This window comes from Citrobacter sp. Cpo030, from assembly GCF_030333005.1.
GTDB classification, from domain to species: domain Bacteria; phylum Pseudomonadota; class Gammaproteobacteria; order Enterobacterales; family Enterobacteriaceae; genus Citrobacter; species Citrobacter portucalensis.
This window is the reverse complement of record NZ_JAOWGT010000049.1, coordinates 74,991-89,870: the sequence shown is the minus strand read 5'-3', so window position 1 is coordinate 89,870 and position 14,880 is coordinate 74,991. Positions and strand designations below refer to the sequence as shown.

The following is a 14,880-nucleotide window of genomic DNA, read 5'->3' as shown; positions in this document are numbered from 1 at the left end:
AACAAAAAATGAGTAACAATGATAATTACCATCAGCTCACCCGCACGTTCCAGCGGCTCTCTCGCTTCTCCCACCTCTCGGCAATCGCCAGTTGGGACATGTTTACCATGATGCCGCCAGGAGGCAGTAAAGCCCGAGGCGAAGCGCTGGCCGAGCTGAGCGTGCTTGAGCACCAACTGTTAACCGATCCGAAAGTGGCAATGTGGATTGCCGCAGCGCAACAGGAAGATCTTAACGATGTAGAACAGGCGAACCTGCGCGAAATGTCGCGATTGCATCACCAGGCATCCTTGTTGCCCGAATCGTTGGTAGAAGCAAAATCACTTGCGGGAAGCCGCTGTGAGCATGCCTGGCGTAGCCAGCGACCAGCTAATGACTGGGAAGGATTTTCCGAAAACCTGAAAGAGGTTGTGAAGTATAGCCGCGAAGAAGCCCGACTGCACGCAGAAGCAAAAGGTTGTTCGCCGTATGACGCGCTACTGGACATCTTTGAACCAGGAATGACCAGCGCTCAGTTGGATGTCCTTTTCGCGGACGTTAAAAGCTGGCTGCCCGATCTGCTGAACAAGGTGGTGGCAAAGCAGTCTCAGCAGTCGCTCATCGCCCCGGTAGGTCCCTTCCCAACAGCTGTACAGCGAGAGCTGGGTCTTGAAACAATGGCACAGCTAGGTTTCGACTTTACCGCTGGTCGGCTGGATATCAGTGCACATCCTTTCTGTGGCGGCGTACCAGAAGATGTTCGCATTACCACCCGCTATGATGAAAACGAATTACTCAGCGCACTGTTTGGCGTGATCCATGAAACCGGTCATGCGCGCTATGAGCAAAACCTGCCACGCAGTTGGTCTGGGCAACCTATTGCTCTGGCACGCTCAACCGCCATTCATGAGTCCCAGAGTCTGTTCTTTGAGATGCAGCTGGGACGCAGTAAAGCCTTTCTGATGCGGTTAATTCCGGCTGTAACGCGCCACTTTGGCAATCAGGCAGCGTTTGAAGAAAGCAATTTCATCGCCTGGAACCAGCAGGTTAAACCCGGGTTTATCCGTGTTGATGCTGACGAGGTAAGCTATCCCGCTCACGTGATCCTGCGTTATGAAATCGAACGTGCGCTTATTAATGGCGATATTGAAGTGGATGATATCCCGGCATTGTGGAACGAAAAAATGCAGTCCTGGTTGGGGCTGTCAACGATCGGAAACTATCGTAACGGCTGTATGCAGGATATTCACTGGACCGATGGCGGCTTTGGCTACTTCCCTTCCTATACCCTGGGCGCCATGTATGCGGCGCAGTTGTTCAGTGCCGCTAACCGCGCATTGCCTGATTTGAATCAGTCTATTGCACAAGGTGAGTTTGGTCCCCTGTTTGACTGGCTACGTCAGAACATCTGGCAGCATGGCAGCCGTTTTACCACTGAACAGCTTATTACCCAGGCCACCGGCGAACCGCTCAGCAGCCGTTATTTCCGCGCTCATCTGGAAACCCGCTATTTGTAATCTCATACCGTGAGTCATTGTACATATCGTTACACGCCGAAACCAATGACTCACGGAAGCCCTCTGATTACAGCGATATAGTTATTTCAACGGCCCCGCAGTGGGGTTGAATGAAAAACCAAATCGAGGGTATGAGAATGAAAAAAGTATTAGCTCTGGTTGTTGCCGCTGCTATGGGTCTGTCTTCTGCCGCGTTTGCTGCTGAGACAACTGCTACTACCGCTCCGACTGCTGCTGCAACCACCAAAGCAGCGCCGGCAAAAACCACGCATCATAAAAAACAGCACAAAGCAGCGCCGCAGAAAGCGCAGGCTGCCAAGAAACACGCTAAAAAATCCACCACTAAACCGGCTGTAGAACAAAAAGCGTCAGAGCAGAAAGCTCAGGCTGCTAAAAAACACACCAAAAAAGCGGCAACCAAGCCAGCAGCAGAACAAAAAGCACCAGAGCAGAAAGCTCAGGCCGCTAAAAAACACACCAAAAAAGCCGTAAAACACGACACCGCTAAACCAGCAGCTCAACCTGCAGCATAACGCATTTGTAGTCACTATGGCGTCCCCCACGCCATAGCATACGGCGCTAGATCGACCTGATGTAGCGCCGCCTTTCGGAGGGTAAAATGGTGTCACATTACCGCTTTGAGTTCATTCTTATTACTCTGATAATTTGCGCCCTCATCGCCATGCATTTTTATCTTTCCTGAGTGTAGTTATCTGATTTTACTCCCACTTTCTCGCCGTCCCGTCTATAGTATTAACTGAGGGTTTGCTGTTTATAATCATAATTCCCCACCAGAGTGTGCTATGCATAAAACCATTGCTGTATTACTGGGCTCAATTTGTTTTTTTCCCGTTGTTGCGCATGCGGATCAGCCAGCAACGACTACCGCTGAAGCAGAAAACATAAAAACGCTGTTTTTTGGTCATGACGATCGCACAAAAGTGACTGATCCAACGCAATCACCATGGGACGCTATCGGACAACTGGAAACAGCCAGTGGTAATCTGTGTACCGCCACGCTCATTTCACCGCATCTGGCCCTGACTGCAGGACACTGCTTGCTCGCTCCACCGAAAGGCAAACCGGATAAAGCCGTCGCGTTACGCTTTGTGTCGAAAAAGGGTGTCTGGCGCTATGAAATCCATGGAATCGAAGGACGGGTTGATCCCTCACTCGGTAAGCGTTTAAAAGCCGATGGCGAAGGCTGGATTGTGCCGCCATCAGCAGCCCCGTGGGATTTTGGTCTGGTGGTGCTGCGTTACCCGCCTTCCGGAATCACGCCCCTACCATTATTTGAAGGTGATAAAGCGGCGTTAACCGCGGCGTTGAAAACCGCCGATCGCAAAGTCACACAGTCGGGCTATCCGGAAGATCATCTGGACGATTTGTACACCCATCAGGATTGTGTAGTGACCGGCTGGGCGCAGAATACCGTCTTGTCACACCAGTGCGACACGCTCCCGGGCGACAGCGGTTCACCGTTGATGCTGAAGACAGATTCAGGCTGGCAGTTGATTGGCGTACAAAGCTCCGCTCCAGCGGCGAAAGATCGCTGGCGAGCCGATAATCGCGCCATATCCGTGACCGGTTTTCGCGATAAGCTGGAAGCGTTGGCGAAGGAGTAACACATGCTGCCCGCATTAACGGGCAGCACGGATATCAGGCAAGTTTAATCATCACCATTCCGGCCAGCAGCAGCGCCACGCCAATCCAGCCTTTGTTATTCAGGCGCTGACCAAACAACACCCAACCAGCCGCTAACGTCGCGGCAATCCCAAACCCGCCCCACAAGGCGTAGGCAACAGAAAGGTCAATACCTTTTACCGCCTGCGACAGCGCGCTAAAGGCCGCTAACACGGCAGCCAGCGACAGCACGCCATAAATCTTGCGGCGAAATCCATCTGAAAACTTCAAAAAGACGTTAGCGACTATTTCCAGCACGATGGCCATGCCAAGCCAGGCACCATGAACCCACTCAAACTGCTGCATGGGTCACCTCTTTGCTCGTTTTGGCAGGTTTTCGAGTACCAGACTTGATCAGCACAATGCCTAATACCAGCGAGACCAGTCCAGCCACTTTCATCGTGGACAAGGTTTCGTCAAATAACAACACACTAAACAGCGTAATAAATAAAATACCGATACCTTCCCACAAGGCATAGGCCACACCAAGGGCAATTTTTTTAACGGCGAAACTGAGAAAAATATACGATAAGGCGATCATTACCAGCATTAAAATAAAGCCCGAATTACCATGACCGACGCTTGCCCATTTCATTGACAGCGTGCCAGTAATTTCAGCCGCGATGGCCAGACCTAATAATATCCAGTAAAACATGATGCTTCTCCTGCTTGAGAATATAGTCCTTTAGGCCTACTGCATGCAGTAAACCAAAAAATAAAATTAGTTAGCTAAGCGCACAGCGCCAGCTCAGGCAGAAGAAGGGACTAAAGCGCGTTGCGCCAGTGTTGCTCACCCGCAAGCAAGAAAGTGGAGGAGGTACGAAGAAGTGTAGGTAAACGCAAAAACATCCTGAACATATTGTCCATAATATTACAATTATCCGCAGTGTTGCTTCTCATCATCGCGGATGATAATTGTCCTCGGTAGTTAAACACAGATGATTTGTATCATAGCTTCAAGACGAACTCAAAGTCTTTTCACTTCTTTACCTGCCCCGTTTGATTTTTGTTATAACGGCTCGACGCAAATCACATTATTATGCAGATTCAAAAATGAAAAATGCGGGAATACACATGGCGAAACCGATCATCACGCTTAACGGTCTAAAAATAGTCATTATGCTGGGCATGCTGGTTATCATCCTGAGCGGTATTCGCTTTGCCGCAGATATCATCGTCCCCTTTATTCTGGCGTTATTTATAGCCGTTGTGCTCAATCCCGTTGTGCAGCGGATGGTCAAGCTTCGCATACCGCGCGTAATTGCGGTGTCATTGCTTATCGTTATTATTGTAATGTTAATGGTGCTGCTGTTGGCGTATTTAGGTACATCCTTAAATGAACTTGCGCGAACGCTACCGCAATATCGCTCTTCACTGGTTATCCCACTGAAAAATCTTGAACCATGGTTACAACGCGCAGGGATCGGCGTTTCCGTGGACGAACTCGTCAAATATATCGATCCGAACGCGGCAATGACGCTGGTGACCAATTTACTGGCGCAGCTTTCAAATGCTATGTCATCGATATTTTTACTGCTACTGACGGTAGTTTTTATGCTGCTGGAAGTACCACAACTGCCCAACAAACTCAAACAAATGATGAGTCGCCCCATTGAAGGTATGGCGGCGATTCAACGCGCCATCGACAGCGTCTCCCACTATCTGGTGCTTAAAACGGCAATCAGCATTGTGACCGGGTTGGTCGCCTGGGGCATGCTTGCTGCATTGGATGTGCGCTTTGCCTTTGTCTGGGGATTACTGGCCTTCGCCCTGAACTACATCCCTAATATCGGTTCTGTATTGGCGGCCATTCCCCCTATTGCTCAGGTGCTGGCATTCAGCGGTCTTTACGATGCGCTGGTGGTTCTGGCAGGCTATCTTGTCATCAACCTGGTATTCGGGAATATCCTCGAGCCGCGGATCATGGGCCGCGGGCTGGGGCTGTCCACGCTGGTAGTATTTCTGTCGTTAATCTTCTGGGGCTGGTTGCTCGGTCCCGTGGGGATGCTGCTTTCTGTGCCGCTAACCATCATCGTGAAAATCGCGCTTGAGCAAACCAACGGCGGTCAAAGCATTGCCGTGCTGCTTAGCGATCTGAACAAAGAATGAGTTTTCGCCCCGCCATCGCGGGGCATTTCCTTTATCGTTTCGCGCGAAAAGCCAAAACGGCGCTTAACAGCGTAAATAACGCTATTATCCACGCCATGGTCCAGGGCGTGCCATCACTGAAAGCGGCCAGCAGCAACGATGAGATAATACCGCTGCCATATTGCAACGCGCCAATCAGCGCCGAAGCTGAACCCGCAATGTTCGGTACCGCATCCAACGCCGCAGCAGTCGACGTTGCAGCAATAATGCCATTCATCGAGAAAAACAGAAAAACAGTGATGATAATGGCAACGACGCCACCTGATTCCAGCTTAACCAGCAGCGCAAGCACAACCGCAGCCAGCGCCGCCAGCAGCGTCGCATATTTCAGCAGCTGTTCCAGAGCGTGCCGTTGCACCAGACGGCGGTTAACCACGCTCATCGCCATAACACCGATAATGTTTAGCGCAAACAACCAGCCGTAATGCTGTGGATCAACATGGTAATAGCTAATATAAACAAACGGTGACCCGGTAATAAACGCGTACGCACCGACGTAATAAAACGTCAGGCTCAGGGTATAGCGCATAAAACGCCCATTCGTTAACAACGAACGGTAATTACGAAATGCGCCAGCCAAAGAGGCTTTCACCCGTTTATCTTCCGGCAATGTTTCGGGCAGCCAGTTTAGGGAGATAAACATCAGCGCACCAATCACCACCAGCAGCCAAAAAATAGAGTGCCAGGTGCTCAGGCGAATAATTTGCCCGCCAATCAACGGTCCGGCGATTGGCGCAATCGCCATAACCAACACCAGGGTTGAGAGCATTTGCGCCGCACGAGTACGTGCAAAGAGATCGCGGATCATCGCTCGCGCCAGCATAGGCCCGGTACAGGCTCCAAGCGCCTGAAATACCCGCCAGAAAACAATTTGCGTGATGCTTGTAGACAGCGCACACCCTGCGGAACCAATGATAAATAGCACCATGCCGATAAACAGCGGCTTACGCCGCCCCATATGATCGCTAATCGGCCCCCAAATCAACTGTGCGATAGTAAAACCAATTAAGAAACCAGTAATCGTCAGCTCAACATTGCCATGTAAATCCTCGGCCATCGTCGGCATTGCTGGAAGATAAATATCGGTAGAAAGCGATGTAAAGGCCATCAGGCCACTGAGGATCAGAATAAAAGTAAGACCGGTCTGGCTTGCGGTAGTTACCGGTGAGGCATGTTCACGTGTACGCATAGTGCCCTGTCATGTTCTAAAAAGTCAGGTCGCAGTATATAGACAACGTATTGCCGTGATTAGACGGTTAAAACCGCATGAGTTTATGAACTGAAATCATGAATGGTGAAATCATAGGCGTCATATTTTGTGACTGACTTCCAACAATTACCTTTCAGAAATGAATTCTACTCATAGGTCCATGCGAATTTCACAGACTAATCGTATCAACACAGATTTGCTAATCTGCAGCCAATGCAACGATGATGCTCAGGAGAACCCAATGAATACAACAGTTCTGAATAACGGTGTTGAGATGCCCCTGCTCGGATTTGGCGTTTATCAAATGACCGATGCCAGCGAATGTGAGCAAGCCGTACGGGATGCCATTGATACAGGATATCGCCTGATTGATACCGCTGCCTCCTACCAGAATGAAACTCAGGTCGGCAACGCACTTAAGCAAAGCGGAGTCCCCCGCGAGGCGCTTTTTGTGACTACCAAACTGTGGTTACAGGATACCAACTATGCAGGCGCAAAGGCGCAATTCGCACGTTCTCTGCAACGGCTTCAACTGGATTATATTGACCTTTATTTGATTCATCAGCCCTATGGCGATGTGCACGGTGCCTGGCGTGCGATGGAAGAATTATATGAAGAAGGGAAAATCCGCGCGATTGGCGTGAGTAACTTTCATCCGGATCGTCTGGCAGATTTAATCGCTTTCAATCGCATTATCCCAGCCGTTAACCAAATTGAGGTGAATCCTTTTCATCAGCAGCCGCATGCAGTAGCCTGGATGCAGAGCCGGAATATTCAACCGCAAGCCTGGGCACCGTTCGCTGAAGGACGCAATGACCTGTTTCAGAACCCAGTCTTATCGGCTATTGGTGAAAAATATGGCAAAAGCGTTGGTCAAGTCGTGCTGCGCTGGATTTATCAACGTGGGATTATTTCGCTGGCGAAAACCGTGCGTAAAGCGCGGATGGCCGAGAATATTCAGGTGCTGGACTTTGCCCTAACGGCGGAAGAGATGACGCAAATTGCCGCGATGGACAGCGGAACCAGCGCGTTCTTCTCGCATCGCGATCCGGCTCGTGTGGAATGGATCACCCAGCGTAAACTGGATGTTTAAAAAAACGGCCTCCGCAGAGGCCGTCTTACTTTTACTGGCAATTACAGCGCTTTCAGGATCGCATCCACGCTAGCTTTGGCATCACCAAACAGCATATGGGTGTTATCTTTAAAGAACAGCGGGTTCTGCACACCTGCATAGCCGGTGTTCATCGAACGTTTGAACACGATGACGTTCTGCGCTTTCCACACTTCCAGTACCGGCATGCCGGCGATTGGGCTGCGCGGGTCATCCTGCGCCGCCGGGTTAACCGTGTCGTTGGCACCAATAACCAGTACGGTATCGGTATCGGCGAAATCATCGTTGATCTCATCCATTTCCAGCACGATGTCATAAGGTACTTTGGCTTCCGCCAGCAGCACGTTCATATGACCTGGCAAGCGCCCTGCTACCGGGTGAATACCAAAACGCACTTTGATGCCGCGCGCGCGCAGTTTCTCAGTGATTTCCGCGACCGGATACTGTGCCTGAGCCACTGCCATGCCGTAGCCCGGGGTGATGATCACGGAGTGCGAGTTCTTCAGCATTTCTGCTGTGTCTTCCGCAGTAATCTCACGATGTTCACCCACTTCTTCATCAGACCCGGTAGAAGAACCGTCAGAACCAAAGCCACCCGCAATAACGCTGAAGAATGAACGGTTCATCGCCTTACACATAATGTAAGACAGGATCGCACCAGAAGAACCGACCAGCGCACCGGTAACGATCAGCAGATCGTTGCTCAGCATGAAGCCCGCTGCCGCCGCCGCCCATCCTGAATAGGAGTTAAGCATTGACACGACAACCGGCATATCCGCACCGCCGATGGAGGCCACCAGATGCCAGCCAAAGGCCAGTGCAATAATGGTCATCACCAACAGTGCCAGAACCTGCAGGCCCACGCTTTCGGTACGAACAAACACCACCAGCAGCAGGAAAGAAACAACCAGCGCCGCCAGGTTCATTTTGTGACGATTCGGCAGCATCAGCGGTTTAGAGGAGATCTTGCCGCGCAGTTTGCCAAAGGCCACCACAGAACCGGTAAAGGTTACCGCACCGATGAAGATACCCAGGAACACTTCCGTCAGGTGAATGTTCACCAGAATCGGCTCCAGGCCAGTATCGTGATACAGGTAGCTGTTGAAACCAACCAGTACCGCAGCCAGACCGACGAAGCTGTGCAGAATTGCCACCAGCTCCGGCATCTCGGTCATTTCGACTTTCTTCGCCAGACGAATACCAATCGCGCCGCCGATGATCATCGCTACCAGGATCCACGCAACGTTGCCGGTATCCGGACCAAAAATCGTAGCAATCAGCGCAATCGCCATCCCGGCGATGCCGTAGTTGTTACCCTGCTGAGAGGTTTCGTGTTTCGAAAGCCCCGCCAGACTAAAAATAAACAGGATCGCGGCAACAATGTATGCAGCTGTAACTAATCCTCCAGACATATGTTACCCCTTAGTTTTTCCGGAACATTTTCAGCATGCGCTGAGTCACGGTGAAGCCACCGAAAATATTAATGCTGGCAATAAGCACCGCGATAAAGCTCAGGAAACTCACCCAGCCACCCTGGCCAATTTGCAATAACGCCCCAACCACGATAATCCCCGAGATGGCGTTAGTCACAGACATCAGCGGAGTATGCAACGCATGTGACACATTCCAGACCACGTAGTAACCCACCACGCAGGAAAGCGCGAACACCGTAAAGTGACCAAGGAACTCTTTCGGCGCGACGTCGGCGAGCCAGCCAAACAAAATCACTACCAGCGCCATCAGCGCATATTTGCGCCACGGAGAGACAGGTTTTTTCTCTTCTTTCGGCGCAGGTGCGGCTTTTGGCGCTGCCTGCGGCTGAGCAGAAACCTGGATCGGCGGCGCAGGCCAGGTGATTTCACCCTCGCGAACCACCGTGACACCACGCACAACCACGTCGTCAAAATCGACAGTGATATTGCCGTCTTTCTCTTTGCACAACAGTTTGAGCAGGTTGACGAGGTTCGTACCGTACAGCTGGGAAGATTGCGTTGGCAAACGGCCAGGCAGATCGGTATAGCCGATAACCTTCACCCCGTTCTCGGTGGTGGTCACCTGGTTAGGCACGGTATATTCGCAGTTACCGCCGTTTTGCGCGGCAAGATCGACAATTACGCTGCCCGCTTTCATCGAATCGACCATTTCACGGGTGATCAGTTTCGGAGCCGGTTTGCCCGGAATCAGCGCAGTGGTAACGATAATGTCGACGTCTTTCGCTTGCGCAGCGAAGAGTTCCATTTCGGCTTTGATGAACGCTTCGGACATCACTTTGGCATAGCCATCGCCGCTGCCCGCTTCTTCTTTAAAGTCCAGTTCAAGGAACTCTGCGCCCATACTCTGCACCTGTTCCTTCACTTCCGGACGGGTATCAAAAGCGCGCACGATAGCGCCCAGGCTGTTTGCCGCACCGATCGCCGCAAGACCAGCCACCCCCGCACCAATCACCATGACCTTGGCAGGTGGAACCTTGCCTGCGGCGGTGATCTGGCCGGTGAAGAAGCGACCGAATTCATGTGCAGCTTCAACAATAGCGCGATACCCGGCGATGTTCGCCATCGAGCTTAAGGCATCCAGCGACTGTGCGCGCGAAATACGCGGCACGGAGTCCATCGCCATAACGGTCACGTTGCGCTCTGCAAGTTTTTGCAGCAGCTCAGGGTTTTGCGCGGGCCAAAGAAAACTCACCAGCGTCGTGCCCGGATTGAGTAACGGAATTTCCGCCTCCTCCGGCGCATTGACCTTCAGGATAATCTCTGACTGCCAGACTGCATTTCCATCAACAATCTCTGCGCCTGCTTGTACAAACGCTTTATCGTCAAAACTAGCCAGTTGACCTGCACCGCTTTCAACCGCGACGCTGAAACCCAGTTTAAGCAGTTGCTCAACCGTCTTCGGCGTGGCTGCAACGCGGGTTTCATTGGTTAACCGTTCTCTTGGTATGCCAATTCGCATAATGTTCCCTTCCATCTGTAATTATGATGATGGTTTATCAATGTTCGCACGAGGCATGCGCGCACTCTCGAGAGAGGTCAGTGTTACCTCAATAAAATAAAACAGTAACAAACTCTGTATAACCTACTGAAAATGACGCCTGTGATCTAGCGCCAAAAAACAGTATTTATTATGAAATTCGCGAAATAGAGATGAATCGAACCTCAGACAGATAAAATGCCCTAAAAATAGCCCACAAAGGCTGATAATTCGCTCAAGCGAAGCGGCAAAACATGATTACCTACCTGTCAAAAACAATTGATTAACATTAAATTAACTTATGAAATTCAACTGCTTTATCAGTTTTGGTCACCAAACGCCGAAATTTTCGGCATATCACAAAATGTTATCGCTGTTGTTACCTAACGTGACACGATGAGTGAAAAATGACGCAGACACTGACACAATTTAAATGCAATAATCAGCGACGTTTCTAGTCAATAACAATACCAGTACCTGGTTTGCGCAAGGCGAAGGATTATTTTTATGAAGCTTAAGAACACTCTCCTGGCGTCCGCACTTATTTCTGCGACTGCTTTTTCTGTAAATGCAGCGACAGAATTGACGCCGGAGCAAGCGGCTGCCCTGAAACCCTATGACCGCATTGTGGTCACCGGTCGTTTTAATGCTATCGGTGATGCGGTTGCTGCCGTTTCGCGCCGTGCAGATAAAGACGGTGCAGCCTCCTTTTATGTTGTTGATACCTCAGATTTTGGCAGCGGCGGTAACTGGCGCGTTGTTGCCGACGTCTATAAAGCCGACGCTGAAAAAGCGGAAGCGTCAAAAAACCGTGTCATTAACGGCGTTATGGAATTGCCAAAAGATCAGGCCGTTCTGATAGAACCTTACGACACCGTTACAGTGCAAGGTTTCTACCGTAGCCAGCCTGAAGTAAACGATGCCATCACCAAAGCAGCGAAAGAGAAAGGTGCTTACTCCTTCTATATCGTGCGTCAGGTCGATGCCAACCAGGGCGGCAACCAGCGTATTACTGCATTCATCTATAAAGCTGATGCGAAAAAACGCATTGTACAAAGCCCTGATGCGATCCCAGCAGATTCAGATGCTGGTCGTGCCGCATTAGCAGCAGGTGGCGAAGCCGCGAAGAAAGTTGAGATCCCGGGCGTAGCAACTACCGCTTCTCCGAGTGCTGAAGTTGGCCGCTTCTTCGAAACGCAATCCACCAAAGGCGGACGTTACACTGTCACGCTACCGGATGGAACCAAAGTTGAAGAGCTGAACAAAGCGACCGCCGCCATGATGGTACCGTTCGACAGCATCAAGTTCACCGGTAACTACGGCAACATGACGGAAGTCTCTTATCAGGTAGCAAAACGCGCAGCGAAGAAAGGCGCGAAGTACTATCACATTACCCGCCAGTGGTCAGAACGTGGTAACAACGTGACGATCAGCGCCGATCTGTATAAGTAATACCCAATGCCTTATCAGGTCTACAGTCCTTGTAGACCTGATAATTTCGCGCAGTTCTGTTTCCAGACAAAACAAAAACAGCAGTATTAAGACAACTTTTCACACTATTAGTCACAAATCTCTCTATCCCCATTGCATGCGTTCTCTTCTCTCCGTAAAATCCCGCGCCTTAGTGGCTTTCACCATTTTTATGCGGTTTGCCAAAATAATTATTCTCTCACTCTCGTTTTTGTAACTGGATACAAATGGAAAAGAAATTGGGTCTGAGCGCACTGACCGCGCTGGTTTTAAGCTCAATGCTCGGCGCTGGCGTTTTCAGCCTGCCACAAAATATGGCGGCAGTAGCCAGCCCGGCTGCGTTACTGATTGGTTGGGCGATTACCGGTGCGGGTATTCTTTTGCTCGCCTTTGCTATGCTGATCCTGACGCGTATCCGTCCTGAACTGGACGGCGGCATCTTCACCTATGCACGTGAAGGTTTCGGCGAGTTGATTGGCTTCTGCTCTGCGTGGGGATACTGGCTGTGCGCTGTTATCGCTAACGTTTCGTATCTGGTCATCGTCTTCTCTGCGCTCAGTTTCTTTACCGACACACCGGAATTACGTCTGTTCGGCGACGGTAATACCTGGCAGTCGATTGTCGGCGCATCGGTACTGTTATGGATAGTCCATTTTCTGGTGTTGCGGGGAGTACAAACCGCGGCCAGCATTAACCTGGTTGCTACTCTGGCAAAACTACTGCCGCTAGGCCTGTTTATCGTGCTGGCGTTCATGCTGTTCAAGCTCGACACCTTTACTCTCGATTTTACCGGCGTCGCGTTGGGCGTGCCTGTCTGGGAGCAGGTCAAAAATACCATGCTCATCACCCTGTGGGTTTTCATCGGTGTGGAAGGCGCGGTGGTGGTATCTGCCCGCGCCAGAAATAAACGCGATGTAGGTCGCGCCACGCTGTTGGCTGTACTCGCCGCACTGGGCGTTTACCTGTTAGTCACCCTGCTATCTCTCGGGGTTGTCGCACGGCCAGAACTGGCGGAGATCCGCAATCCATCAATGGCCGGTCTGATGGTTAAAATGATGGGGCCATGGGGCGAAATTATTATTGCTGCGGGTCTGATTGTTTCCGTGTGCGGGGCCTATTTAAGCTGGACGATTATGGCGGCGGAAGTGCCGTTCCTCGCCTCCACGCACAAAGCGTTTCCGCGTATTTTTGCGCGACAGAATGCACAGGGTGCGCCATCGGCATCGCTGTGGCTAACCAACATCTGTGTACAAATCTGCCTTGTGCTAATCTGGCTCACAGGCTCCGACTACAATACGTTACTGACTATCGCCTCAGAGATGATTCTGGTGCCCTATTTGCTGGTCGGCGCATTTCTGTTAAAAATTGCCACCCGTCCAATTCATAAGGCTGTCGGTATCGGCGCGAGTATTTATGGCATATGGTTATTGTATGCGTCAGGTCCGATGCATCTGTTGCTGTCTGTGGTGTTGTATGCGCCAGGGCTGTTGGTTTTCCTTTATGCCCGTAAAACGCACACGCATGAAAACGTATTAAAACGCCAGGAGATGGCGCTGATCGGCCTGCTGCTTGTTGCTGCTGTGCCGGCTACCTGGATGCTGATGGGGTAACGTTATACCCATCGTTCGCGACATATGGAGATTACGATGGGTAAAAAAAACCCTTTGCCAATTCTTATCACCGGAGGTGGTCGTCGTATCGGCCTCGCCGTCGCATGGCACTTTCTGAATCAAAAACAGCCAGTTATTGTCAGCTACCGTACTCACTATCCTGCCATTGACGGCCTGCGAGAAGCAGGGGCGATTTGTATCCCGGCTGACTTTTCCACGGATGAAGGTGTGCTGGCCTTTGCTGATGAGGTCAAAGCACAGACGGATGGCTTGCGCGCCATTGTGCATAATGCCAGCGCCTGGGTAGCCGAAAAACCCGGCACACCGCTTAGCGAAGTACTGTCACGCATGATGCAGATACATGTCAATACGCCCTACCTGCTCAACCACGCGCTGGAAGGATTGCTACGCGGTCATGGGCACGCTGCCAGCGACATCATCCATTTCACGGATTATGTTGTGGAGCGCGGCAGCGACAAGCACATTGCTTATGCTGCCAGCAAAGCGGCACTGGACAATATGACCCGCTCGTTCTCGCGCAAACTGGCACCGGAAGTGAAAGTGAACGCGATTGCCCCCTCACTTATCCTGTTTAACGAGGGTGACGATGCAGAGTATCGCCAGCAGGCACTGAACAAATCACTGATGAAAACTGCGCCTGGTGAAAAAGAGGTCATAGATTTAATTGACTACCTACTAACCAGTTGTTTTGTCACCGGACGTAGTTTTGCCCTTGATGGCGGGCGTCATCTGCGTTAGTGCAGTTTGATCCAACAAAAGATCAGCAACCACGCGCTCAGGCTCCAGCACACTACTGCACCGCCGAGCGCGACGGGTAAGCGCATAAACCCGGTGAAATACCACAGTGAAACAAGGTAGACAAAATAGGGAATAATCGACCACATACTGAATACAATGGTTGTACGTAACGCCTCGATCCCACGCTCACTGGCCACGATGTAGTGGGCAATCAACGCAAACGTCGGGAACAGTGGAATTAATCCAGCAATATAGTAATTCTTTGTTTTCGCCAGCAAGCCAATCAACACCACCACCAGCGCACCAAGCGCCGCTTTTATAACGAGTCCCATCACTCTGCCTTAACACATCAATAACATCAGCCTCTAGCATAACGGAAGCGTTCTTGTTTAGAAAAGATTAATGGAAGGAAAAACCGGGGCG

General features: G+C 50.9%; 16 protein-coding genes. 9 read left to right on the top strand and 7 right to left on the bottom strand.

Features of this window, described 5'->3' with window-relative positions:
- The first annotated feature begins 8 nt into the window (after positions 1-8).
- The 4 genes from OGY37_RS07265 (at position 9) to OGY37_RS07255 (ending at position 3,121) form a co-directional block, all read left to right on the top strand.
- The gene (locus OGY37_RS07265; RefSeq protein ID WP_286620435.1) at positions 9-1,496 is read left to right on the top strand and encodes a carboxypeptidase M32; all 1,488 of its coding nucleotides are present in this window, start codon (positions 9-11) and stop codon (positions 1,494-1,496) included.
- Positions 1,497-1,633: 137 nt separating this feature from the next.
- Entirely contained in the window at positions 1,634-2,029 is a 396-nt protein-coding gene (gene asr, locus OGY37_RS07260) for an acid resistance repetitive basic protein Asr (protein ID WP_286620433.1), read from the top strand.
- Positions 2,030-2,115: 86 nt separating this feature from the next.
- Complete coding sequence (gene ydgU, locus OGY37_RS23475) at positions 2,116-2,199, top strand: small membrane protein YdgU (RefSeq protein WP_049259791.1); 84 nt, start codon at positions 2,116-2,118, stop codon at positions 2,197-2,199.
- Between the two features lie 100 nt (positions 2,200-2,299).
- Positions 2,300-3,121, top strand: a complete 822-nt coding sequence (locus tag OGY37_RS07255; RefSeq protein ID WP_148362003.1) for a trypsin-like serine peptidase — start codon at positions 2,300-2,302, stop codon at positions 3,119-3,121.
- Between the two features lie 34 nt (positions 3,122-3,155).
- Here OGY37_RS07255 and mdtI read toward each other — a convergent pair whose 3' ends face one another.
- The 3 genes from mdtI to OGY37_RS23470 form a co-directional block, all read right to left on the bottom strand.
- Positions 3,156-3,485: a multidrug/spermidine efflux SMR transporter subunit MdtI gene (gene mdtI / locus OGY37_RS07250; RefSeq protein ID WP_003832870.1), complete on the bottom strand. Its 330-nt coding sequence runs from the start codon at positions 3,483-3,485 to the stop codon at positions 3,156-3,158.
- Entirely contained in the window at positions 3,472-3,837 is a 366-nt protein-coding gene (gene mdtJ / locus OGY37_RS07245) for a multidrug/spermidine efflux SMR transporter subunit MdtJ (RefSeq protein WP_162623449.1), read from the bottom strand. The genes mdtI and mdtJ overlap by 14 nt, the downstream gene beginning before the upstream one ends.
- Positions 3,838-3,944: 107 nt before the next feature.
- Complete coding sequence (locus OGY37_RS23470; protein WP_087050578.1) at positions 3,945-4,115, bottom strand: protein YdgV; 171 nt, start codon at positions 4,113-4,115, stop codon at positions 3,945-3,947.
- A gap of 138 nt (positions 4,116-4,253) precedes the next feature.
- Between OGY37_RS23470 and OGY37_RS07240 the strand changes: the two genes are divergently transcribed.
- A complete protein-coding gene (locus OGY37_RS07240; protein ID WP_003832866.1) occupies positions 4,254-5,288 on the top strand; it encodes an AI-2E family transporter in 1,035 nt (344 codons plus the stop codon).
- A gap of 31 nt (positions 5,289-5,319) precedes the next feature.
- On the opposite strand, the gene OGY37_RS07235 is transcribed toward OGY37_RS07240, so the two are convergent.
- Positions 5,320-6,516: a multidrug effflux MFS transporter gene (locus OGY37_RS07235; RefSeq protein WP_126957137.1), complete on the bottom strand. Its 1,197-nt coding sequence runs from the start codon at positions 6,514-6,516 to the stop codon at positions 5,320-5,322.
- Positions 6,517-6,778: 262 nt separating this feature from the next.
- Here OGY37_RS07235 and OGY37_RS07230 point away from each other — a divergent pair, with 262 nt between their 5' ends.
- Entirely contained in the window at positions 6,779-7,630 is an 852-nt protein-coding gene (locus tag OGY37_RS07230) for an aldo/keto reductase (RefSeq protein ID WP_063941566.1), read from the top strand.
- A 41-nt stretch (positions 7,631-7,671) separates the two neighbouring features.
- On the opposite strand, the gene pntB is transcribed toward OGY37_RS07230, so the two are convergent.
- On the bottom strand, positions 7,672-9,060 hold the full coding sequence (pntB, locus tag OGY37_RS07225) for a Re/Si-specific NAD(P)(+) transhydrogenase subunit beta (protein WP_003832859.1): 1,389 nt from the start codon (positions 9,058-9,060) through the stop codon (positions 7,672-7,674).
- 10 nt (positions 9,061-9,070) lie between these two features.
- Positions 9,071-10,600 (bottom strand): Re/Si-specific NAD(P)(+) transhydrogenase subunit alpha, encoded by a 1,530-nt coding sequence (gene pntA, locus OGY37_RS07220; protein ID WP_003028945.1) that lies wholly within the window; start codon positions 10,598-10,600, stop codon positions 9,071-9,073.
- 525 nt (positions 10,601-11,125) lie between these two features.
- On the opposite strand from pntA, the gene ydgH reads away from it, so the two are divergent.
- The 3 genes from ydgH (at position 11,126) to folM (ending at position 14,457) form a co-directional block, all read left to right on the top strand.
- Positions 11,126-12,070: a DUF1471 family protein YdgH gene (ydgH, locus tag OGY37_RS07215; RefSeq protein WP_003832856.1), complete on the top strand. Its 945-nt coding sequence runs from the start codon at positions 11,126-11,128 to the stop codon at positions 12,068-12,070.
- A gap of 245 nt (positions 12,071-12,315) precedes the next feature.
- Positions 12,316-13,698, top strand: coding sequence for an amino acid permease (locus OGY37_RS07210; RefSeq protein ID WP_126957135.1), 1,383 nt, complete (start codon positions 12,316-12,318; stop codon positions 13,696-13,698).
- A 36-nt stretch (positions 13,699-13,734) separates the two neighbouring features.
- Positions 13,735-14,457: a dihydromonapterin reductase gene (folM, locus tag OGY37_RS07205; protein WP_126318172.1), complete on the top strand. Its 723-nt coding sequence runs from the start codon at positions 13,735-13,737 to the stop codon at positions 14,455-14,457.
- Here the strand turns inward: folM and OGY37_RS07200 are convergent.
- A complete protein-coding gene (locus OGY37_RS07200; RefSeq protein WP_003832844.1) occupies positions 14,454-14,789 on the bottom strand; it encodes a GlpM family protein in 336 nt (111 codons plus the stop codon). The genes folM and OGY37_RS07200 overlap by 4 nt on opposite strands.
- Positions 14,790-14,880: the final 91 nt, after the last annotated feature.